Below are 21742 nucleotides of genomic sequence, written 5' to 3' on the forward strand. Positions count from 1 at the left end.
GCGTCAGCTCGTGGTCACCGCCACGACGGGCACGGCCGCTCCTGTCTCCCGCGTCTCCGGCTCCCCGGCCGCGGTATCCGTGCACGCCGCGCCGTCGACGCCGCAGGCCTGCGCGTCGACGTCGAGGATCTCCAGCAGGCGCAGCGCCGCGGGCTCGGCGGTGCTCGACGCGATGGCCGACACGATCCAGACCGGGGTCTCCTCCGGCGGAAGGGCGACGGTGACGAGTCCCGCCGCCTGCGGCTTCGCGGCGACGTGCTGCGGGACCAGCGCGATCCCGAGGCCGCGGTGGATGAGGTCGAGGAGCGTGTGGATGTCGTCGACCGTGCAGGGGACGCGGCGGGTGATGCCGTGGGCGGCGAACGCGGCGTCGGTGAGGGTCCGCACGCCCCACGACTCGCGGAAGTCGATGAAGTCGCGCTCGCGCAGCTGCTCCCACTCCACGCGCGCGGACGCGGCCAGGGGGTCCCCCGGCGGCACGAGCAGCACCAGCGGACGCTTTCCGAGCTCGGCCGGGCTCATCGACGCCAGATGATCGGTGGTCGCCACGAACGCGACGTCGAGGTCTCCGGCGCGGACCTGGGCGGCCAGTTCGTGCGATCCGGCCTGGACGAAGTGGATGTCGACCAGAGGGTAGCGGCGGTGGAATCTTTCGAGCAGCGGGGGGACGTCCACGACGCCCAGGCACTGCTCCGCGCCCACGCGCAGACGCCCGGAGAGCTGCCGCGTCGCGCGGACGACCGCGTCGCGGCCGGCGGCGGCCTGCGTCAGCATCTCGCGCGCGAAGGGAAGGAGGGCGCGACCGGCGTCGGTGGCGACGACGCGGCGGGTCGTGCGGGTGAACAGGCTCGTGCCGAACTCCTCCTCGAGGCTGCGGATCGCGGCCGACAGGCCGGACTGCGAGACCCCGCACACCGCGGCGGCGCGCGTGAACTGCTGCTCCTCGGCGAGTGTGACGAGGTACTCCATCTGCCGCAGATCCATTTATCGCCTTCTCTTCTGAATCACAGAACACATAGTTGTTGGACTTCTAGGATGAGGGCTCCTACCGTGGACACGCAACACACGACGACGTAAGGAAGTGCTGTGCAGCAGAGAACAATCGGCGACGTCACCGTCAGTGCCCTCGGCCTCGGCGGCATGCCCATGTCGATCGAGGGCCGTCCCGACGAGGACCGCTCGATCGCGACCATCCACGCCGCCCTCGACGCGGGCGTCACTCTGATCGACACCGCGGACGCGTACCATCGGGACGCCGACGAGGTCGGACACAACGAGGAACTCATCGCGCGCGCCCTCCGCAGCTACGGGGGCGACACGTCCGGCGTGCTCGTCGCCACCAAGGGTGGCCACCTGCGCCCCGGCGACGGGTCCTGGACGAAGAACGGCCGGCCCGAGTACCTCCGCGAGGCGGCCAAGGCCTCCGCGTCGCGCCTCGGCGTCGAGGCGATCGGCCTCTATCAGTTCCACCGCCCCGACCCCGAGGTCCCCTACGCCGACTCGATCGGCGCCATCCGCGATCTGCTCGATGCGGGCGTCATCCGGATGGCCGGGATCTCCAACGCCGACGTCGCGCAGATCGACGAGGCGAACGCCATCCTCGGTGGACGGCTCGTCTCGGTGCAGAACCAGTTCTCGCCCGCGTTCCGCTCCAGCCTCGGCGAGCTGCAGCACTGCGCCGAGCTCGGCATCGCGTTCCTCCCGTGGTCACCGCTCGGCGGCATCTCGCGCGCCGGTGCGGTCGGGGAGAACCACGGTGCGTTCCAGCGGGTCGCGGATGCCCGCGGCGTGAGCCCGCAGCAGATCGCCCTCGCGTGGGAGCTCGCCCTCGCGCCGGTGGTCATCCCGATCCCGGGAGCCTCGCGTCCGGCCAGCATCCAGGACTCCGTCCGGGCCGCCGACCTCGAGCTCACCGCGGACGAGATCGCCGCTCTCTCGGACGAGGCCGCGCAGTGACCGTGCGGCGCGTCCCGCTCGGACCCGCGGGTCTCGACGCTCCCAACGTCACCCTCGGGCTCATGCGGATCCAGGAGAAGACCGACGACGAGGTGCGCGAGCTGGTCCGCACGGCCCGCGACGCCGGCATCGACTTCTTCGATCACGCCGACGTGTACGGCGCCGATCTGCACGGCTGCGAGGCGCGGTTCGCCGAGGCGATGGCGCTCACGCCGTCCGAGCGCGCCGAGATCACGATCCAGACGAAGGCCGGCATCGTCCGCGAAGGTCCGTACTTCGACTTCTCGTACGAGCACATCGTCCGGTCGGTGGACGGCTCCCTCCGTGCCCTGCAGACCGACTACATCGACGTGCTCCTGCTCCACCGGCCCGACGCGCTCGTCGAGCCGGAGGAGGTCGCCCGCGCGTTCGACGAGCTCGAGGCCGCGGGGAAGGTGCGCGCGTTCGGCGTCTCCAACCACACCCCGCGCCAGATCGACCTGCTCCGCACCGCGGTGCGACAGCCGATCGTCGCCAATCAGGTGCAGCTGTCGATCACCCACGCGCCGATCGTGGCGCAGGGCGTGGCGGCGAACATGGCCGGGCTCGACCAGTCGGTCACGCTCGACGGCGGCGGGATCGTCGAGTACTCCCGCATCCACGGGATCACGCTGCAGGCCTGGTCGCCGTTCCAGTCGGGCTTCTTCACCGGGACGTTCCTCGGATCCGATGACCACCCCGAGCTGAACGCGGTGATCGACCGGCTCGCGAAGGAGTACGACGTCCCCGCGATCGCGATCGCGACGGCGTGGATCACCCGGCATCCGGCGAACATGCAGGTCGTCCTCGGGACGACCACCCCCGAGCGGGTCGCCGGCGCCGCCGCGGGATCCGACATCCCCCTCACACGGGCCCAGTGGTACGAGCTGTTCCGCGCCGCCGGGCACCGCGTGCCCTGAGTCGGCCCGCGCCCGCCCGCAGACCCCCGATCCCCCGAAAGAGAGAAGACGTATGGTCAACTACCGCTACCTCGGCAACTCCGGCCTGAAGGTCTCCGAGATCACCTACGGCAACTGGGTCACCCACGGCTCGCAGGTCGACGACTCGGCCGCCATCGCCACGGTCCACGCCGCACAGGATGCCGGCATCACGACCTTCGACACCGCCGACACCTACGCCAACACCGCCGCGGAGGCGGTGCTCGGCAAGGCCATCGCCGGCCAGCGTCGCGCGTCGCTCGAGATCTTTACGAAGGTGTACTTCCCGACCGGCCCGGGCGGCCCCAACGACACCGGACTCAGCCGCAAGCACATCTTCGAGTCGATCGACGGCTCGCTCAGCCGCCTCGGCACCGATTACGTCGACCTCTACCAGGCGCACCGTTTCGACTACGAGACCCCGCTCGAAGAGACGATGCAGGCCTTCGCCGACGTCGTCCGCGCGGGCAAGGCGCTGTACATCGGCGTCTCGGAGTGGACCGCGGAGCAGCTGCGCGCGGGCCACGCCCTCGCCACCGATCTCGGCTTCCAGCTGATCTCGAACCAGCCGCAGTACTCGATGCTCTGGCGTGTCATCGAGGGCAAGGTCGTCCCGACGTCGGAAGAGCTGGGGATCTCGCAGATCGTCTGGTCGCCGATGGCGCAGGGCGTGCTGTCGGGCAAGTACCTCCCCGGTCAGCCGCTTCCGGAGGGCTCCCGCGCGACCGATGAGAAGAGCGGCGCGAACTTCATCAAGAGCTTCCTGCGTGACGAGGTCCTCGAGGCCGTCCAGCGCCTGAAGCCGGTGGCGGAGGAGGCGGGCCTGACCATGCCGCAGCTGGCGATCGCATGGGTGCTGCAGAACCCGAACGTCGCCGCCGCGCTCGTCGGCGCCTCGCGCCCCGAGCAGCTCGCCGACACCGTGAAGGCGTCGGGGGTCACCCTCGACGCCGACACGCTGGCCGCGATCGACCGGGCGCTGTCGGGCGTCGTCTTCGACGACCCGTCGCACACCGACGGCGTCTCGCCCAAGACCCGCCTGGTCTGAGACCCGCCGGCGAGCAGCCGGCGACTGTCAGGGGAAGGCGAGCGGCGTCCCGCCCCATCCCGCACGGAGCGCGCCATCCAGGTCCGGCACCACACGATCGTGGGTGTCGATGACCAGGGTGGCGCGCTCCTCGGCGTCGAAGGCCGGCCATGCCGGCCCGGTGTCGGCGTTCGGCTCCTCGCCCGCGGCGAAGGCGACCCAGCGCTGCTGCATCCGGTGCGAGATCGCCTCGGCCGTGCGGCGACCGCCGAGCCGGAAGGTCAGGTCGTGGGCGCGCCGTCCGAAGGTCCCCCACACGTACGGGAGTTCGGTGGCGTGGGTCGCCCCGATCCGCAGCGCGTGGAGCATGGGGGTGGCGTGATCGAAGCGGTACAGCCACACCGGTGCGCGACGCGCGTGACCCTCGACGGCCCAGAGGGTCGGCATCCGGAATCCGATGTCACGCGCGATGCCGAGTCCGATCTCGCGGTGGCGGACGCCCTCGTACGCCTGGAGGATCTGCTCCTTCGGTGGGATCGGCACGTCCGGACGCTCGGCGGCGAGATCGGCCATCATGCGGTCGATGTCGTCCTCGTGGATGGGCAGCAACGGCGACTTCATCATGCGGAACAGCGATGACTCGTCGTGGTTCGTGCCGATGAGCAGCGGCACCGGGAGTCCGCGTCCGGCGGCGAGCACGGCATCCGGTGCCTCGGGGAGGAGGTCGCCGTCGATGACCGGGCCGAACGCGATCGTCCCGGGGTGGCGCGCCGGGATCTCGGCGAACACGCGCGTCCCGGCCTGCACGATCCGGTCCACCGCGACGTCGCGCAGGGCTGCCGGGTCGGGCTCGCCGACGAGCTCGAGGAAGAGGTCGGTGACGGATGCCGCGCGGGCGGCGTCGTAGACGCTGGAGACCGGTGACGACTCGGCGATCGCGCGGGAGAACAGACCCTCCGCGCGCGGGACGGCGAGGAGCGTGGCCACCAGCCCCGCGCCGGCGGACTCGCCGAAGACGGTCACCCGCTCCGGATCGCCGCCGAAGGAGGCGATGTTCTCGCGCACCCATTCCAGCGCGCACAGCACGTCCTTCAGCGCGAGGTTGCCGTCGAACGGGTGCGCGTCGGTGCTCTTCGCGGAGAGGTCGAGGAAACCGAGCGCGCCGATGCGGTAGTTGATCGTGACGATCACCGTGCCGCGCGCGGCGAGGGCCTCGCCGTCGTAGAGCGGCTGCGAGCCGGAGCCGAACGTGTAGGCGCCGCCGTGCACCCACACCATGACCGGAAGGCCTGACGGTTCGGCATCCGCCGGCGACCAGACGTTCAGGAACAGGCAGTCCTCCGCGAACACCGCGTCGGGGCCGAGGTCGATCGCCGGGTTCGTGTTCTGCGGTGCGGCGGCGCCGAAGCGCACAGCGTCGACGACGCCGTCCGCGGGGGCTGCCGGGCGCGGATCCCGCCACCGCGCGTCGCCGGTCGGGGGCTCTGCGTAGCGGATGCCGCGCCAGACGCGTGCTCCGCTCGGGAGGGTTTCGCCGCGGAAGCGGCCGGCCGGTGCGTTCGCTGTGTGGTCGGGCACGCCCCCAGCGTAGGGGCTGGTGCCATCATCGAGGGATGCCGGTCACCAGTGCGGGACTCATCGTCCACCGTCGCGGCGCGGAGGGGCGCGAGGTGCTCATCGCGCACATGGGCGGTCCGTTCTGGGCCCGGAAGGACGCCGGGGCGTGGACCTTCCCCAAGGGCGAGTTCGACCCCGCCGAGGAAGAGGCGGCGGATGCCGCACGGCGGGAGTTCCGCGAGGAGCTGGGGCTCACGCCGCCCGACGGGCCGATGGTCGCCCTCGCCCCGGTCGCGGCATCCCGGAAGGTGCTGCACTTCTTCGCGGTGGAGGCGGATCTCGATGTCGCGGACGCGGTCTTCGGTGAGTTCGAGATGGAGTGGCCGCCGCGGTCGGGGGAGCGGCGGTCCTTTCCCGAAGTTGATCGGGTCGCGTGGGTGCCCGTCGTCGCCGCCCGGGACCTGCTGTCGGCGGGTCAGCGGCCCGCGATCGACGCGCTGCGGGCGGCGATCGGCGAGGCCTGACCCCTCACCCGTCCGGGGCGAGCTCGCGGCGCCGCATCAGCGTGAGAGCCGCGGTCATCGCCGCAGCGGTGGTCCCGAGCATCCACCACAGTCCGCGGATGTCGGTCCCGTCGCCGACGGGAATGGGTGCCGCCGCGATGGGGGAGAGTCGGGCGAGGTCGTCGGGGAGTCCGAGAATCGGACCGAAGAGCCCCAGGACCGCGGCGACGGCGACGAGGCCCCACCCGAGGGGGAGCGTCGCGCGCGGCGACAGGGTGAACACCAGGGCGGCGAGGGCGGTGAAGACGGTCGCCGCGACCAGTTGGCCGCCCGCGGCGACGACGGCGCTGCGGTACAGGTCGGGGGCGCCCGAGGTTCCCACGACTCCGAGGCATGCGCCGGCGACCCCGACGGTCAGGACGAGGGCGATCGCGATGACGCTGACGGCGGCGGCGGCTCCCAGCCACCGCACTCGGCCCACGGCGGTCGCGAGCACCGGCTCCGCGGTCCCATGCACCTCCTCCTGACGGATGCGCACGACCCCCTGGACACCGGCGCACGCCGCGAAGATCCCGATCATCACGAAGAAGGTGGTGAGGACGGCCTGATCGAGAGAGCCGTCCGCCGCGGAGATCTGCGCCAGGATCGCCTCCAGCGCGGGGTTGTCGGCCCCGATCTCCTCGACGACCGAGCCGAGAGTCGTGGAGAGGAGTCCCGCCAGGGCCGCGCCCGCCGACCAGGCGAGGACGGCTCCCGCCGAGAGCCGCCACAGCAGGGACGCCGGCGACCGGAGGGTCGCGTGCGCCTCGGCGGGACCGGTGCGCTCGCCGAGGAGGCTTGCGCCGACATCCCGCCGATGGGAGGAGGCGAGCGCGCCGAGGCTCAGAAGGAGGGCGACACCGAGCGCCGGCAGAAGCGGTGCGAGTGCGTCGTCGGAGAAGGGGCGCGTGTTCTCCGCCCAGCCGAAGGGGGAGAGCCAGGTCGGCCACGCACTCTCCATCCGCTGGAGGTCCGCGCTGGGGGTTCCGAGCGCGTTGCCGATGCCGGCGATCAGGTACGCGAGGAGGATTCCCGTGACCCCCGCCGTGTTCGCGGCCCGCGAGGTGCGGAAGACCTGGGCGGCGATCAGCCCGAATCCCAGGAACACCAGCCCGACACCGCCCGCGGCTGCGCCGGTGACGAGGGCGCCGGGTACCGGAAGGCCCACCGCGATCAGCCCGAGCGCGACCAGGGTCGCGAAGACCGTGTTCGCCGCCGCGCCGTGCAGCAGCGCGACGGCGACGGGCAGCATCCGTCCCGCCGAGGTGGCTCCGACGAGGTCGGCCCGCCCGGACTCCTCCTCCGCCCGCGTGTGGCGCACCGCGAGGAACGTGCTCATGAGCGCCGCGAGGAGACAGAGGAACGGCACGATCAGGAAGGCGACGAACGCGCCCTCGCCGGCGCCGGACGGGAGCCCCCGGAAGAGCAGGATGACGGGATTGGCGAGGGCCGCGGCCAGGAGTGAGCGGCGCGCAGCGTCCGAGTCGAACGCGCTCTGCACGCCCGCGTAGGCGGCCGCGGCGAGGACCGCGGCGCCCACGATCCAGAGGATGAGCTGCACCCCGTCTCTGCGCAGGCGCTGACTCGCCAGTGCGGCCGCACGCGGGAGATCGGTCATGTCGGGTGACCCCCGCGCGCCGCCGGATCGACGCGGTCGTAATGGCGGAGGAAGAGCTCCTCCAACGACGGCGGTTCGATTCGCAGACCCTCCACCCCCATCGCGCCGAGGGTCGGCAGGATGGTCGCGACGCGGTCGCTGTCGACCGTGAGGTGCACGCGGCCGTTCTCGACGCGGAGGTCGTGCCCGCCCGGGATCGTGGGTGTTCCGCCCTCGCGCGGCGCGGTGAACGACACCGCCGTGCGCGTCAGGTGGCGGAGGTCGGTCAGTGTCCCCGTCTCGACGACCCGGCCGGCGCGGATGATGCTGACACGGTCGCAGAGCTGCTCGACCTCGGACAGGATGTGGCTCGACAGCAGGACCGTGGCACCCTCGGCGCGCACACGGGCGATCTCGCCCTGGAAGACCATCTCCATGAGGGGATCGAGGCCGCTCGTCGGCTCGTCCATGATGTAGAGGTCGGCGGGGACGGCGAACGCCGCGACCAGGGCGATCTTCTGACGGTTGCCTTTCGAGTACGCCCGCCCCTTCTTCCGCGGATCGAACTGGAAGTCCGCCATCAGCCGATCCCGCGCTGCGCGGTAACCGGCCGCGGTGCGCCCGCCGCCCCGCAGCCGGGCGAGCAGATCGACCGTCTCGCCTCCGGTGAGATTCGGCCACACGCTCACATCCCCGGGCACAGAGGCGATGCGGCGGTGCAGGTCGATGGCATCCTTCCAGGGGTCGCGGTCGAAGACCGTCGCCGTGCCGGAGGTCGCGCGCGCGAGCCCGAGCAGGATGCGGATGGCGGTGGTCTTCCCCGCCCCGTTCGGGCCGAGGAAGCCGTGCACCTCGCCCGCTCCCACATCGAGGTCGAGGCCGTCGAGCGCCGCGGTGCGCCCGTAGGACTTCGTGAGACCGGTGGTGCGGATGACGGTCGTCATGGCGGTGATGGTACGCCTGGGGCGCCACTGTCGCGATGACTCTCCTTCCCGCGGCAGAGTCGGACGTCGAGGGCTGCTAGGAAGGGCCTATGCCGGATATCGACATGCCCGAGGACATCGACCGTTCCGCCCTCATGAGACGCACGGCGTCCGAGCTGCGCGACAGGGCTCGAGCGGCAGGTGTGACGGGCCGATCCGGGATGACGAAGGCGCAGCTCGTCGAAGCGCTGTCGGATCAGTCGCGGCCGTCCGACGACTCGGACTCTCCCGCGGGGGGCGGTGGCGGCCTCGACCACGGAGTCCACCCGGCCGCGTCAAGGGTCGAGGCGTTCCGTCTCCTCGCTGAAGCCAGATCCCGCGGCGAGATGGTCTTCCTGCCGCGACAGTTGCACGGCGGTGAGCGCCGCAGCCACGTTCGGCAGACGATCCGCGAGGACCATCAGACCCGCATCGCGAACGCCGACGAAGAGGCCATCGCGAAGTTCGACAAGCTCGCCGGTTCGACGTTCTCCTTCTTCCGCGGTACGTGCCTGCTCTTCTACCGGGATATGGCGGGTGAGGACGCGTGGATGCCGACCGTTCTGACCCTCGGTGATGTGCACCCCGACAACTTCGGAGTCATGCCGAGCCGCGACGACGTGCCGATCTTCGGCGTCAACGACTTCGACGAGGCCTACTACGCGCCGTTCACGTGGGATCTCAAGCGTGGGGCGACGGGTTTCCTGCTCGCCGCAGAGGAGAAGGGCGATCACGGGAGGACGCGTCAGGCCAAGATCGCCGCCGCGTTCGTCGAGGGCTACATCGATGGCGTGCGGGATTATGCCGGAAGCAAGGACGAGACCACCTCGCAACTGCGCATGGACAACGCGCCCGAGATCATCGCGAACCTCATCCAGAACTCTCTCGAGGATCGGTCCACCTGGCTGGCGCGGAAGTATCACGACGAGTTCCGCAGGGGCTTCCGCGCCGACGACCAGCTGGTGCCGGTCAGCGGGCGTCGAGAAGAGTTCCAGACGGCCCTCGACGCGTACCTGCGTGACAACGACGTCGACGTGCCCGAGGACCGGACCCCCGCCATGAGGGTCAAGGACGTCTGCATGAGGCTCGGCCAGGGCACTGCGTCGCTGGGGCTCCCGCGCTACTACCTCATGATCGAGGGAGCGCGTGGTGACGGAAGCGACGATGTCGTGCTGGAGTTCAAACAGGCGCGACGCTCGGCGCTCGACGGGCCCGTGCCCCCCTCGCCCTATGTCGTGGACGGCTACGCCGAGCGCATCAGCCACGCCCAGGGGGTCCACCTCGTCGCGGGCGATCGGTTCTACGGAGCCGCTCGTCTCGACGGTCTGAGCTTCATGGTGCGTGAACGGGCGCCGTACCGGGATTCGATCAATCTGAAGAAGCTGTCGAAGAAGCAGTGGATGTCGTACGCCCGGATCTGCGGCCGTTCCCTCGCCCAGTCCCACGCGCTCTCGGACGAATCGGGGCTGATCGATCACGACGCCGAACCGGAGATCCTGAGCGCCATCGGACGCGAGGCGCTGTTCGTGGACGACATCGTGCGCTTCGCGATCGAGGCGGCAGACCGGGTCCGCATCGATCACGAGCACTTCCGGGCGGACCACGCCCTCGGAGCGTTCACGGCCATCGATCACGTGTACCGCTGAGATGAGCAGGTGCGCTTTGTATACGTAATGGGGTCGTTCTGCTGAATTCTCGCCGGTAGGGCGTAATTCTGTATACAGTGGAGGGATGCGGCGCGAGGGAGCAACGGTGCGGGCGAGCGATCGCGCATACACCGAGCTGCTCCGTCAGATCCAGGTCGGCGCACTCCCGCCCGGAACCGTCCTCGGCGAGGTCGAGCAGGCCTCGCGGCTCGGGGTGAGCAGGACCCCTCTCCGCGAAGCGCTGCGGCGTCTTGCGTCGGACGGACTCGTCGTCCAGCAGTCGCCGCGCATGACCGTCGTCAGCGACATCGACGTGGACGACATCCGTTCGCTGTTCGAGGTGCGCCGCGCGTTGGAGGAGACGGCGGCGCGGCTGGCGGCACGCCACGGCGATCCTGCGGTCTTCGCTGCTCTGTCTGCGGATTTCGCCCGCGCCGCGCCCGCGGAGGGGTCGGAGCGCGAGGACTATTACGCGCTCATCGCCCGGTTCGACGCGGCGGTGGATGCCGCCGCCGCCAACGACTACCTGACCGCGGCCCTCCGGACCGTCCGCACGCACCTCGGACGCGTGCGCCGCCTCGCCCGCGACAACCCCGAGCGTCTCGCGGCATCCGTCGCCGAGCATCGGGTCATCGCCGACGCCATCGCGGCCGGCGACCCCGAACTCGCCGCCCACGCCACCCACCTGCACCTCCACCACGCCCTGACGAGCGTGCTGACCGCGCTCTCCGCCGACCCCGCCCCCGTGAAAGGCACGCCATGACCGTCACGCACCACCTCCGCGTCCACCGCAGCGACGAGCACCTCCCGCGCGAGGGGCAGCTCGCGTCGCGCATCGCCGAGATCGCCGCCGACCCCGTCGGCGTCGACGACGACGTGACCGAGATGATCATCAACCGCGTCATCGACAACGCCGCCGTCGCCGCGGCGTCGCTGCGACGCGCGCCGGTGAGCGCCGCCCGCCAGCAGGCCCTCGACCACGCCGTGTCGGTCGGCGGATCCGGCGCCACCGTCTTCGGCTGCGCGCTCGAACGCCGCACGTCGCCCGAGTGGGCGGCGTGGGCCAACGGTGTGGCGGTGCGCGAGCTCGACTACCACGACACCTTCCTCGCGGCGGATTACTCGCATCCCGGCGACAACATCCCTCCGATCCTCGCGGTCGCCCAGCACGTCGGTGTCGACGGCGCCGCGCTCGTGCGCGGACTCGCCACCGGGTACGAGATCCAGATCGACCTCGTCCGGGCGATCTGCCTGCACAAGCACAAGATCGACCACGTCGCGCACCTCGGGCCCTCGGCCGCGGCCGGAATCGGCACGCTCCTGGGTCTTCCCGCGGAGACCATCTACCAGGCGGTCGGGCAGGCGCTGCACACCACCACCGCGACGCGGCAGTCGCGCAAGGGCGAGATCTCGACCTGGAAGGCGCACGCCCCCGCGTTCGCCGGGAAGATGGCGATCGAGGCCGTCGACCGCGCGATGCGCGGCGAGACGTCTCCGTCGCCGATCTACGAGGGCGAGGACGGCGTCATCGCCTGGATGCTCGACGGGCCCGACGCCGCGTACGAGGTGCCCCTGCCCGCTGAGGGTGAGGCCAAGCGCGGCATCCTGGACTCCTACACGAAGGAGCACTCGGCGGAGTACCAGGCGCAGGCGTGGATCGACCTGGCGCGGAAGTTGCACGGGGAGGCCGCCTTCGACCCCGCCGACGTCGCCTCGATCGTGCTGCACACCTCGCACCACACGCACTACGTCATCGGATCCGGCGCGAACGACCCGCAGAAGTACGACCCGACCGCGTCGCGCGAGACCCTCGACCACTCGATCCCGTACATCTTCGCGGTCGCCCTGCAGGACGGCGGCTGGCACCACGTCGACTCGTACACCCCCGAGCGCGCGGGCCGCGAGGACACCGTCGCGCTGTGGCACAAGATCACCACGGCCGAGGATGCCGAGTGGACGCGTCGCTACCACTCGGAAGACCCGAACGAGAAGGCCTTCGGCGGTCGGGTGGTCGTGACGCTGAACGACGGCACCGTCATCGAGGACGAGATCGCCGTCGCCGACGCCCACCCGCTCGGCGCACGCCCGTTCGCGCGCGCCGATTACGTCGCGAAGTTCCGGCTGCTGGCCGAGCCCGTGCTGTCGCCGGAGGAGATCGACCGGTTCCTCGCGCTCGCCGAGCGGCTGCCGGAACTGTCCGTCGACGAGGTTCGACAGCTGTCGATCGTCGCGCTCCCCGGGGTCCTGGCCACCGCTCCCGCGCCGAAGGGCCTGTTCTGATGGCCCGGGCGGCCGTGGTGAGGGACGTGCGCGTGAAAGCGTGGGGAGAAATCGACGTCTCGGGGCCTTCGGGCGCCGTGCGGGGTCGAATTCGCCCCGGGGTTTCACGGCGGGCCCTGGCGCGACGCGCGGAAGGCGGCCGCTGATGCTGTACGCGACGACGAGCGCGGCCGAGAAGCGGCGGGTCCTGCGCGAACGGCTGGCTTCGGGCGAGCTGCTGCGCTTCCCCGGGGCGTTCAACCCCCTGAGCGCGAAGCTCATCCAGCGGCACGGCTTCGAGGGTGTGTACATCTCCGGCGCCGTGCTGTCCGCCGACCTGGGGCTTCCCGACATCGGGCTCACGACCCTCAGCGAGATCGCCGGGCGCGGGCAGCAGATCGCGCGGATGACCGACCTCCCGGCCCTGATCGACGCCGACACCGGCTTCGGCGAGCCCATGAACGTCGCGCGCACCATCCAGACCCTGGAGGATGCCGGGCTCGCCGGCATGCACATCGAAGACCAGGTGAACCCCAAGCGCTGCGGTCACCTCGACGGCAAGTCCGTCGTCGATCTCGACACCGCGATCCGCCGCATCCGTGCCGCCGCCGACGCCCGACGCGATGAGAACTTCCTCGTCATGGCGCGCACCGACGTCCGCGCGATCGACGGGGTGGACGCCGCGATCGACCGGGCCAAGGCGCTGGTGGATGCCGGAGCCGACGCGATCTTCCCCGAGGCCATGCGCACCCTCGAGGAGTTCGCCGCCGTCCGCGCCGCCGTGGACGTGCCGATCCTGGCGAACATGACGGAGTTCGGAAAGAGCGACCTCTTCACCGTCGACCAGCTGCGCGACGTCGGGGTGAACATCGTCATCTGGCCGGTGTCGCTCCTGCGGATGGCGATGGGGGCGTCGTCCCGCGCCCTCGAGACCCTCACCGAGGAGGGGCGCCTCACGTCCCGCCTCGGCGAGATGCAGCACCGCGCCGACCTGTACGACCTGGTCGATTACGAGCAGTACACCCGGTTCGACCAGGACGTCTTCACGTTCCAGGTCGAGCGCTGACCCCGGCAGACCCGCACCCGCGAGGAGAGACGATGACCGACACCACCGACATCAAGAAGGGGCTCGCGGGCGTCGTCGCCGACGTCACCGCGATCTCGAAGGTCAACCCCGAGACCAATTCGCTGCTGTACCGCGGGTACCCCGTGCAGGAGCTCGCGGCCACGCAGCCGTTCGAGGCGGTCGCGCACCTGCTGTGGACCGGAGAGCTCCCGGATGCCGCGGCCCTGGCCGACCTGCGTGCGACCGAGCGGGAGTACCGAGCGCTCGCCGACGAGGTGCGTGCCGTGATCGACCTGGTGCCGGTCGACGCGCACCCCATGGACGAGGTGCGGACCGCCGTGAGCCTCCTGGGCGCGCAGGATCTCGCCGGCTCGGGGTCGGTGCTGGCGGCGAGCGGCAGCGCGGAGGACAACCTGCGGCGCAGCATCCGTCTCTTCGCCGCCCTCCCCGCGATCGTGGCGTACGGGCAGCGTCGCCGGCGAGGGCTAGAGATCGTCGCGCCGCGCGACGATCTCGACTACGCGGCGAACTTCCTCTGGATGACGTTCGGCGAAGAGGCGGACGACGTCGTCGTCGACGCGTTCAACCGGTCCATGATCCTCTACGCCGAGCACTCCTTCAACGCCTCGACCTTCACCGCCCGGGTCATCGCCTCCACGCTCAGCGACCTGTACTCCGCGGTCGTCGGGGCCGTCGGCGCCCTGAAGGGACCGCTCCACGGCGGGGCCAATGAGGCCGTGCTGCACGTCTTCGACGAGATCGGCGAGGCCGCGAACGTCTCTGCTTGGCTCGACGACGCCCTCGAGAACAAGCGGAAGATCATGGGCTTCGGGCACCGCGTCTACAAGCGGGGCGACTCGCGCGTGCCGACGATGAAGGCGGCGCTGGACACCCTCGTCGAGCACTACGAGCGTCCCGATGTGGCCGAGCTCTACGACGCCCTCGAGTCCGAGTTCGTCGCGCGGAAGGGGATCTACCCCAATCTCGATTACCCCTCGGGCCCGGCCTACGCGCTGATGGGCTTCGACACGCTCACTTTCACGCCGCTGTTCGTCGCCGCGCGCGTGACCGGGTGGACCGCGCACGTCATGGAGCAGTTCGGGGCGAATGCCCTCATCCGCCCGCTGTCGGAGTACGTCGGTCCCGCCGAGCGGCATGTCGCGGGCTATGTTCCGGATGCCGCGGCCGCCGAGGTCGCGGCGCGCCCCGAGGAGGCCGCCGGCTGAGCGAGGGCCGCGTGCGGGTTCAGCGGAGGAGGTCGGAGCGCCAGTGCAGGGCGGCGGCGCCGATGAGCGGGGCATCCGCTCCGGCGGCGGCGGGGACGACGCGTACGCGACGCCCGTACGCGTTCACCGCGTGCGCGTGGGCGGAGCGCTCGACGAGCTCGGTGTAGTCGGCGCTGACGCGTGCGAACCCGCCGCCGACGACCGCGAGGTCGATGTCGAGGAGCATCGCGACGTTCGTCACCGCGATGCCGACGACTCGCGCCGATCGTTCGACGGCGCGGCGGGCGATCGCGTCGCCGCCGGCGGCATCCGCGGCGAGGTCCTCGCCGGTGTCTCCGTTCCAGCCCTGCCGACGCGCCCAGGCCACGGTGTGCGGTCCCGAGCCGAGCCCTTCGGCGGTCCAGCCCGCGGCGCCGCCGGCCGTGTCGAGACCCGCGTTGTCGTCGACGGATGCCGCGACCACGAGCTGGCCGAGGTGGCCGGCGTTGCCCGTACCGCCCGCGAGCAGCCGACCGCCGCTGAGGATGCCGCCGCCGATCCCGGTGGAGACGACGAACACGAGCGCGTCCGAGGCGCCGCGGGCGGCGCCGACCCACGTCTCGGCGAGCGCGATGCACGCGCCGTCGAGCCGCAGGGCGAGGTCGGAGACGCCGGATGCCGCCGCAACGGTCTGCACGATCGGGAACCCCGCGGCTCGGGGCAGGTTCAGCGGGCTCGTCGTGCCCGCGGGGAGATCCACCGGTCCGGCGGTGCCGATCCCGGCGGCCACGGGCGCTGCGGGCGAGGACGCCAGGGTCCGCGCGATCGCGTCGCGGAGGGCGGCGTCGAGGGACCCGGCGTCCGTCGCCGGGCCCGTCGGGGCGCGATGGCGGGTGCCGGCGACGACGCCGCCCTCGGCATCCACCATCGCCGTCTCGAGCTTCGTTCCCCCGACATCGACGGCGAGGACCAGGTCGCGTGCGTTCATGCGGTCCATCCTGGCCGAGCCCGAACCGCATGGCCGCGCGCCTGGACGTCCGCGTGCCGCTCAGCGACGATGGGGTCATGCTCCGAACCGCTGTCATCGTCGACGCCGTCCGCACCCCCGCCGGTCGGGGCAAGCCCTCCGGGGCGCTGCACGGGGTGCACCCGGTCGATCTCGCCGCGGGGGTCCTGTCGGGGGTGCTCGAGCGGAACGGCATCCCGTCCGGTGAGGTCGACGACGTTCTGCTCGGATGCGTCAGCCAGGTCGGCGACCAGTCGATGAACGTCGCCCGGCAGGCGGTGCTCGCCGCGGGGTTCGATGAGCGCGTGCCGGCGGCGACGATCGACCGGCAGTGCGGATCGAGCCAGCAGGCGGTGCACTTCGCGGCGCAGGGCATCATCGCCGGCGCCTACGACGTCGTCATCGCCGGCGGGGTCGAGTCGATGAGCTGCGTCCCGCTCGGGTCGTCGACCGCGGGGGCGGCGCCGTCGGAGGGGATCCGACGCCGCTATCCGGAGGGCCTGGTGAACCAGGGCGTCGCCGCCGAGCTCATCGCGGCGCGCTGGGGCTTGGGGCGCGACGAGCTCGACGGCTATGCCGCGCAGTCCCACGCACGGGCCGCGCGCGCGTGGGCGGCCTGGCGCTTCGACCGCGAGGTTATCCCCGTCGCCACGGACCGCGGCGTCATCGACGGTGACGAGACGGTGCGGCCCGGGACGACCGCCGCCACCCTCGCCGGCCTCCCCGCGGCATTCCGCACGGACGAAATGGCCGCGCGCTTCCCCGAGATCGGCTGGCACGTCACGGCGGGGAACTCCTCGCCGCTGACGGATGCCGCATCCGCGGTCCTGCTGATGTCCGAGGAGCGCGCGCTCGCCCTCGGCCTGACCCCGCGGGCCCGCTTCCACACCTTCGCCGTCGTCGGCGACGACCCGCTGATGATGCTCACCGGGCCGATCCCGGCGACCCGCCGCATCCTGGAGCGCTCCGGTCTGACACTGTCGGACATCGACGTGTACGAGGTCAACGAGGCGTTCGCCTCCGTGCCGCTCGCGTGGCAGCGCGAGCTCGACGCCGATCCCGCGCGCCTGAACCCGTGGGGCGGCGCGATCGCCCTCGGTCACGCCGTCGGCGCCTCCGGCACCCGGCTCCTCGGCACGATGCTCGCCCACCTCGAGGCCACCGGCGGACGCTACGGTCTGCAGACGATGTGCGAGGGCGGCGGGCTCGCGAACGCCACGATCATCGAACGGCTCTGAGAAACGCGACGCCCCGGAACCGCGCGCAGCGGTCCCGGGGCGTCGACGTCGGAGGCGGATCAGGCTCCCGGACGCACGCTCCGGCGCGTCACGACGAGCAAGCCACCGAGGGCCGCCATCACGGCGGCGACCAGGGCGATGCCCCACGGCAGCTCCACACCGGTGACGGCGAGGTCACCGCCCGAGCCCGAGCCGGAGCCCGAGCCGCTGCCGGAGCCGTTGCCGTTGCCGGCGCCCGGGGTCGTGCCCGGGTCGGTCGGCGTCGGGGTCGGCGTCGGGGTGACGGCATCCGCCACGACCGCACGGCCGAGCGGCGCAGGGTCGACGACGTCGAACGCCTCGAAGTACTCCACGGTCGCAACCAGGTCGACCTGCCCCGTGTCGGTGCGGTCGGTGCCCTCGGCGAAGGTGAAGAAGTTGTCACCGCCGGCCGCGAGGAACGAGTTGGTCACGACGGTGACCTCGTCGGCCGCCGCGATCTCCGCCCCGTCGAGCGTCATCGACAGGACGCGCTCGCCGGATGCCGCCTCGGGGTCGTACTCATATGAGAAGCCCTCCGAGACGCCGAGGTGGAGCTTCGGACGCGACGAGCCCGCGGGCTGCCACTGCTCCTCGAGCACGGCCTTCAGCTGTGCTCCGGTGAGGGTGACGGTGACCAGCGTGTTGGCGAAGGGCTGCACGTTCGCCACGTCGCGGTAGGTCTGGGTGCCGTCGGCGCCGAAGAGCAGGTCCGCGCGGAGTCCGCCGGGGTTCATCAGGCCGATCTGGGCGGGCGTCCCCGCGTACGCGTCGTTGGACGTCGCCCACAGGTACATGTCGGCGACCAGGTTGCCGAGCGTCGACTCCACCCCGCGGTCATCTCCCGGAGGAGTGCCACCGCGGAGGATGTCGGCGCTGATCGCCCCGACCTCGACCGAGCCCTCGACCTCGGCGACCTCGACCGCCGCGGCGACGATCTCGGCCACCGCCGGGTCGGCGGGGAATGCCGCGACGCCGTCGACGACGAGCGGAACGGTCGCACCCGACACCGACACGAGCTCCTTCGTGTCGGCATCCACCGAGATGTCGAGCTTGCCGAGGGTCGTGCCGTACTGGTTCGCCTGGATGACCGGGCGCTCCGTTCCGGCGACGCCATTCACGGGCACCTCGCACGCGTACGTCTGATGCGTGTGGCCCGAGACGATCGCGTCGATCTCCGCCGAGGCGCCGTTCACCAGCGCGGCGTAGTCCGAGTCGCCCTGCGAGAGCGTGGCGCAGTCCGAGGTCGGGGCGCCGTCGTGCGTGAGCAGGATGATGACGTCCGCGGCATCGGCCGAGGTGAGCTCGGCCGCCACGCGGTTCGCCGCCTCCATCTGGTCGCCGAACGCGATGTCGGCGATTCCGGTGGGGCTCACCATCGTCGCGGTGTCGGGGGTGACGGTGCCGATGAAGGCCACGCGCACGCCGTCGACCTCACGTACCGTGTACTCCGGCAGCGCCGGGGTGGTGGTGCCGGCTTCGTACACGTTCGCACCCAGACCGAAGACGTCGTCGCCGTAGCGCGGCAACACGCGGTCTGTCAGGTCGGCGAACCCGCTGTCGAACTCGTGGTTGCCCACGGCGCCGAGGTCGAGGCCCGCGGCCACGAGAGCGTCGATCGTCGGGTTGTCCTGCTGGATGAAGGACGTGAAGGTCGAGGCGCCGATGTTGTCGCCGGAGGAGACGAAGAGCGTGTTCGGGTTCTCCGCCTCGAACGTGTCGATCGCGCCGGCGATGACCGCCGCGCCCGCTTCACGGTTTCCGAGGTTCTGCTCGATGCGACCGTGGAAGTCGTTGATCGTCAGCACCTGGATGTCGGTGGTCGACGACTCCGCGCCGATGGCGAAGAGGGTGACCGTTCCCGAGACCTCGTTGGCCACGGCGATCATCGGCTCGCCCGTGGGCGACGCGTCGGCGGGGATGAACTCCACGCCCTCGGCGCCGAGGTCCCCGGCATCCGCGAGTGCCCCGCCGTCCTCGACCGAGACCGAGAAGTCGCGGTTGTTGAGGTACGTCACGAAGTCGGATGCCGAGGGGTCGGTGATGTCGTAGACCGCGATGCCGCCCACGCGCTCGAAGCCGATGAAGGCGTAGGTGCGCCCGTCGACCTCGCCGATAGCGAGGTTCTCCGGCTCGGGGCCCTTGTCGTCGCTGCGGCCCTCGAGGTTCGATTCCGAGTGGTTGGAGTTGAAGAAGTCGGGCGCGGCGGCGTGGGTGATCTCCTCGAAGTCGTTGCCCGAGTCGAACACCTGCGTGCCGTCGGTCGCCCAGATCGAGAAGGAGCGCGATCCGAACGAGTAGAGCTCGTCGTAGCAGCCGGCGGCCGCGTCGAAGCCGTTCTCGATCGTGACATTCAGGCGTCCGAGATCAGCGTCGCCGAGGAGGCCGGCGAGCGGGCTGTCGGCGCAGACCGGGCCGAGGCCGTCGGCGGCGAGGTCTTTCGCGCGGACCGGCTCGGCGTACTCGCCCCACTCGCGGGCGTCGCCCTCGTTCGCGGTGACGAGGTAGGTCTCACCGCCGGCCTGGTAGGACTCCATGCCGTCGGGCATGTAGATGCCCTTCAGGCCCGGGAAGGTACGAGGGTTGTGGGTCGGCGCGTCGCGGGGGTCGCGGTCGCTCGGGTCGAGCGGGACGACACTGTGATCCTGGAACCCGAGGGGCAGGATGTCGGTCACCTCGCCGGCGGCGATGTCGACGACCGCGACGGCGTTGGCCTCCTGCAGAGCGACGTACGCCGTCGTGCCGGAGATGGTGACGTACTCCGGCTCGAGGTTGCGCGAGACCGGGAAGTCCGCCTCGGGGGTGGGGCCGAACACGCGGACGCCCTCGGGGAGGGGCATCGAGCCGCCCTCCTCGAACGCGTGGAAGTCCGCCGTGCGGACGGCCTCCTGCGCGGGAGCGGCCACCGTGCCGGGCAGGGCGACGATCCCGACCGAGCCCTCGGGGTCGGCGGAGAAGTCGTCGGCGGGCTCGCCCTCGTTCGCGACGACCGCGTACGCGCCGTCCTCGGAGATCGCGACCATGTCGGGGAGGGCGCCGACCGTGACCGTTCCGAGGATGCTCGGGGTCGCGGCGTTCGCGTCGAAGAACACCAGGGTTCCGGCATCCGTCTTCGTGGGCGCCTCGAACGCGACGACGCCGAGACCGTCCTCGCGGATGGCGATCGAGTTGGCGACGCCGGCGGAGGTGAGGGTGTGCACCTTGGCCGGTGCGGTCGGGTCGGCGTAGTCGAGCACGTCGACCGCGCCGGCCTGGGCGTTGACGACGAACAGGCGATCGCCGTAGGCCTTGACGATCTCGGCGGCCGAGGCGTCGAACACACCGCTCTCGTACGTGCCGACGGGGGTGAGGGTCAGCGCGGCGTCGTCCGCGCTGTAGACGATGGGATCGGCGACGATCCCGGCGGTGGCGACCCCCGCGGGGGCGAGGGCCAGGGTGGCGGTGACGGCGGTGGCCGCGGCGAGCGCTCCGGCTCGTCTCGGTGTCTTCATCAGGGAGGGATCCTCTGCTCGTTCGTGCGTCGGGAAGGGCGCGGTGAGGCGCCGTCCCGTCCTACGGGGCAGGGGTGTCGATCAGGTGAACGAGCGGGGGCCGTCAGGTGACGGCGCCGCCCCGGGTGGTGGTGCCGGTCCGCGCGACGTCGGCGATCGCCGCGCGGAGGTGCGGATGCCGGAACCGGTAGCCCGCGCGCTCGAGCACGCCCGGGAGCGTCCAGCGGCTCTTGAGGACGAGCTCGGGCTCGGTGCGCAGCACCCACATCGCCGGTTCGAGCATGAACCGCCAGGCGGGGATCCCGATCGGCATCCCGACGGCCCGGCGGAGTTCGCGCATGAGCGTGCGGTTGTCGCTCGGGCGAGGGCTCGTGAGGTTGACGGGCCCGGCGATGTCGTCCCGGTCGATGAGGAGGTCGATCGCGCCGAGGACGTCGTCGAGGTGGATCCAGCTGAACCGCTGGCGCCCGCGGGTGCGGTGCCACGCGAAGCCGGTGCCGCCGGACGGGGTGGTGCCGATGCCGCGGTACCGGCGGTGCGGGAACCACCATCCGTCGATCTGCGGACCGCCGGCACCCAGGCGCGCGAGGCGCAGGAGCAGCGCCGTCGCAGGGCCGTCGCCGAGGACGATCGCCATCCGAAGGGCCACCCGCCTGGTCGCCGGGAGGTCGCCGGCGAAGAACGCCCGCTCCCACTCGCGACCGACATCCACCGAGAATCCGGTACCGAGCTCGCCGTCGACTTCGGTCTGCGGGCGGTCCATCGCGTGCCGGTAGATCGTGCCGGTCGAGGCGTTCAGCCACAACCGCGGAGGAGCGGATGCCGCGGCCACCGCGTCGTGGAGTGCCGTGGTCGTCTCGACCCGTGAGCGGAGGATCTCGTCGCGGTTGGCGTCGGTGTACCGGCAGTTCACCGACTTCCCGGCGAGGTTGACGAGGACCTCGGCGCCGTCGACCGCGCGGGCGACCGCCGCCGGGTCCGCCCACGTCACCGGCCCGGAGCGGCCGATCGTCAGCACGTCGTAGCCGGCCTTGTGCAGATGGGTCACAAGGGCCCGGCCGATGAAGCCGCTCGCGCCGGCGACGACGGCGCGAGGTCGGTCGGCTCGGGGTCGGTCGGTCTCGCTCATCCCCCCATCCTGCCCCGCGCCCGGTGGATGCACTCCCGCCCCGACCCGAACTCCTCAAGAACGTCGTGTTGCGGCGCCCGGGAGGCC

17 protein-coding genes are annotated in these 21742 nt (G+C 71.6%); 10 read left to right on the top strand and 7 right to left on the bottom strand.

The window, feature by feature from the left end:
* Positions 1–3: 3 nt before the first annotated feature.
* Positions 4–984: a LysR family transcriptional regulator gene (locus AB0O93_RS15545; protein ID WP_363344882.1), complete on the bottom strand. Its 981-nt coding sequence runs from the start codon at positions 982–984 to the stop codon at positions 4–6.
* Between the two features lie 102 nt (positions 985–1086).
* On the opposite strand from AB0O93_RS15545, the gene AB0O93_RS15550 reads away from it, so the two are divergent.
* Genes AB0O93_RS15550 through AB0O93_RS15560 form a run of 3 tightly spaced genes read left to right on the top strand, consistent with a single transcriptional unit; the run spans position 1087 to position 3960 of the window.
* Positions 1087–1956 carry an aldo/keto reductase gene (locus AB0O93_RS15550; protein WP_363344884.1) on the top strand — a complete coding sequence of 290 codons (870 nt, stop codon included), beginning with the start codon at positions 1087–1089 and terminating at the stop codon, positions 1954–1956.
* On the top strand, positions 1953–2894 hold the full coding sequence (locus AB0O93_RS15555; protein ID WP_363344886.1) for an aldo/keto reductase: 942 nt from the start codon (positions 1953–1955) through the stop codon (positions 2892–2894). Before AB0O93_RS15550 ends, AB0O93_RS15555 begins: the two co-directional genes overlap by 4 nt.
* A gap of 52 nt (positions 2895–2946) precedes the next feature.
* Positions 2947–3960 carry an aldo/keto reductase family protein gene (locus tag AB0O93_RS15560; protein WP_363344888.1) on the top strand — a complete coding sequence of 338 codons (1014 nt, stop codon included), beginning with the start codon at positions 2947–2949 and terminating at the stop codon, positions 3958–3960.
* A gap of 27 nt (positions 3961–3987) precedes the next feature.
* On the opposite strand, the gene AB0O93_RS15565 is transcribed toward AB0O93_RS15560, so the two are convergent.
* Complete coding sequence (locus AB0O93_RS15565; protein ID WP_363344890.1) at positions 3988–5517, bottom strand: carboxylesterase/lipase family protein; 1530 nt, start codon at positions 5515–5517, stop codon at positions 3988–3990.
* A gap of 35 nt (positions 5518–5552) precedes the next feature.
* Here AB0O93_RS15565 and AB0O93_RS15570 point away from each other — a divergent pair, with 35 nt between their 5' ends.
* Positions 5553–6020, top strand: a complete 468-nt coding sequence (locus AB0O93_RS15570; protein ID WP_363344892.1) for an NUDIX domain-containing protein — start codon at positions 5553–5555, stop codon at positions 6018–6020.
* Positions 6021–6024: 4 nt separating this feature from the next.
* On the opposite strand, the gene AB0O93_RS15575 is transcribed toward AB0O93_RS15570, so the two are convergent.
* Together AB0O93_RS15575 and AB0O93_RS15580 are read right to left on the bottom strand one after the other, a co-directional pair.
* Positions 6025–7656 (bottom strand): polyketide antibiotic transporter, encoded by a 1632-nt coding sequence (locus AB0O93_RS15575; RefSeq protein ID WP_363344894.1) that lies wholly within the window; start codon positions 7654–7656, stop codon positions 6025–6027.
* Positions 7653–8579, bottom strand: a complete 927-nt coding sequence (locus AB0O93_RS15580; RefSeq protein ID WP_363344896.1) for an ABC transporter ATP-binding protein — start codon at positions 8577–8579, stop codon at positions 7653–7655. Before AB0O93_RS15580 ends, AB0O93_RS15575 begins: the two co-directional genes overlap by 4 nt.
* 89 nt (positions 8580–8668) lie before the next feature.
* Here AB0O93_RS15580 and AB0O93_RS15585 point away from each other — a divergent pair, with 89 nt between their 5' ends.
* The 5 genes from AB0O93_RS15585 to AB0O93_RS15605 all read left to right on the top strand — a co-directional run bounded on the left by AB0O93_RS15585 (position 8669) and on the right by AB0O93_RS15605 (position 14794).
* A complete protein-coding gene (locus tag AB0O93_RS15585; RefSeq protein WP_363344898.1) occupies positions 8669–10243 on the top strand; it encodes a DUF2252 family protein in 1575 nt (524 codons plus the stop codon).
* A 106-nt stretch (positions 10244–10349) separates the two neighbouring features.
* On the top strand, positions 10350–11006 hold the full coding sequence (locus tag AB0O93_RS15590; RefSeq protein WP_363345013.1) for a GntR family transcriptional regulator: 657 nt from the start codon (positions 10350–10352) through the stop codon (positions 11004–11006).
* Complete coding sequence (locus tag AB0O93_RS15595; RefSeq protein WP_363344900.1) at positions 11003–12523, top strand: MmgE/PrpD family protein; 1521 nt, start codon at positions 11003–11005, stop codon at positions 12521–12523. The genes AB0O93_RS15590 and AB0O93_RS15595 overlap by 4 nt, the downstream gene beginning before the upstream one ends.
* 145 nt (positions 12524–12668) lie before the next feature.
* Complete coding sequence (gene prpB, locus AB0O93_RS15600; protein ID WP_363344902.1) at positions 12669–13568, top strand: methylisocitrate lyase; 900 nt, start codon at positions 12669–12671, stop codon at positions 13566–13568.
* A gap of 32 nt (positions 13569–13600) precedes the next feature.
* Positions 13601–14794 (top strand): bifunctional 2-methylcitrate synthase/citrate synthase, encoded by a 1194-nt coding sequence (locus AB0O93_RS15605; RefSeq protein ID WP_363344904.1) that lies wholly within the window; start codon positions 13601–13603, stop codon positions 14792–14794.
* A 19-nt stretch (positions 14795–14813) separates the two neighbouring features.
* Here the strand turns inward: AB0O93_RS15605 and AB0O93_RS15610 are convergent, their stop codons facing one another.
* Positions 14814–15761 carry an ROK family protein gene (locus AB0O93_RS15610; protein ID WP_363344906.1) on the bottom strand — a complete coding sequence of 316 codons (948 nt, stop codon included), beginning with the start codon at positions 15759–15761 and terminating at the stop codon, positions 14814–14816.
* Between the two features lie 77 nt (positions 15762–15838).
* Between AB0O93_RS15610 and AB0O93_RS15615 the strand changes: the two genes are divergently transcribed.
* The gene (locus AB0O93_RS15615; RefSeq protein ID WP_363344908.1) at positions 15839–17017 is read left to right on the top strand and encodes a thiolase family protein; all 1179 of its coding nucleotides are present in this window, start codon (positions 15839–15841) and stop codon (positions 17015–17017) included.
* Between the two features lie 59 nt (positions 17018–17076).
* Here AB0O93_RS15615 and AB0O93_RS15620 read toward each other — a convergent pair whose 3' ends face one another.
* Positions 17077–20526 carry a choice-of-anchor I family protein gene (locus tag AB0O93_RS15620; protein WP_363344910.1) on the bottom strand — a complete coding sequence of 1150 codons (3450 nt, stop codon included), beginning with the start codon at positions 20524–20526 and terminating at the stop codon, positions 17077–17079.
* A 103-nt stretch (positions 20527–20629) separates the two neighbouring features.
* Complete coding sequence (locus AB0O93_RS15625) at positions 20630–21655, bottom strand: DUF1731 domain-containing protein (protein ID WP_363344912.1); 1026 nt, start codon at positions 21653–21655, stop codon at positions 20630–20632.
* Positions 21656–21742: the final 87 nt, after the last annotated feature.

Source organism: Microbacterium sp. NPDC077184 (assembly GCF_040687055.1).
Classification (GTDB): Bacteria; Actinomycetota; Actinomycetes; order Actinomycetales; family Microbacteriaceae; genus Microbacterium.

What these genes read in the sequence shown, in the direction of transcription:
- AB0O93_RS15545 (WP_363344882.1), bottom strand. Translation starts at nt 984, where the DNA reads ATGGATCTGCGGCAGATGGAGTACCTCGTCACACTCGCCGAGGAGCAG.
- AB0O93_RS15560 (WP_363344888.1), top strand. Translation starts at nt 2,947, where the DNA reads ATGGTCAACTACCGCTACCTCGGCAACTCCGGCCTGAAGGTCTCCGAG.
- AB0O93_RS15570 (WP_363344892.1), top strand. Translation starts at nt 5,553, where the DNA reads ATGCCGGTCACCAGTGCGGGACTCATCGTCCACCGTCGCGGCGCGGAG.
- AB0O93_RS15575 (WP_363344894.1), bottom strand. Translation starts at nt 7,656, where the DNA reads ATGACCGATCTCCCGCGTGCGGCCGCACTGGCGAGTCAGCGCCTGCGC.
- AB0O93_RS15580 (WP_363344896.1), bottom strand. Translation starts at nt 8,579, where the DNA reads ATGACGACCGTCATCCGCACCACCGGTCTCACGAAGTCCTACGGGCGC.
- AB0O93_RS15585 (WP_363344898.1), top strand. Translation starts at nt 8,669, where the DNA reads ATGCCGGATATCGACATGCCCGAGGACATCGACCGTTCCGCCCTCATG.
- AB0O93_RS15595 (WP_363344900.1), top strand. Translation starts at nt 11,003, where the DNA reads ATGACCGTCACGCACCACCTCCGCGTCCACCGCAGCGACGAGCACCTC.
- prpB (WP_363344902.1), top strand. Translation starts at nt 12,669, where the DNA reads ATGCTGTACGCGACGACGAGCGCGGCCGAGAAGCGGCGGGTCCTGCGC.
- AB0O93_RS15605 (WP_363344904.1), top strand. Translation starts at nt 13,601, where the DNA reads ATGACCGACACCACCGACATCAAGAAGGGGCTCGCGGGCGTCGTCGCC.
- AB0O93_RS15610 (WP_363344906.1), bottom strand. Translation starts at nt 15,761, where the DNA reads ATGAACGCACGCGACCTGGTCCTCGCCGTCGATGTCGGGGGAACGAAG.
- AB0O93_RS15615 (WP_363344908.1), top strand. Translation starts at nt 15,839, where the DNA reads ATGCTCCGAACCGCTGTCATCGTCGACGCCGTCCGCACCCCCGCCGGT.
- AB0O93_RS15620 (WP_363344910.1), bottom strand. Translation starts at nt 20,526, where the DNA reads ATGAAGACACCGAGACGAGCCGGAGCGCTCGCCGCGGCCACCGCCGTC.
- AB0O93_RS15625 (WP_363344912.1), bottom strand. Translation starts at nt 21,655, where the DNA reads ATGAGCGAGACCGACCGACCCCGAGCCGACCGACCTCGCGCCGTCGTC.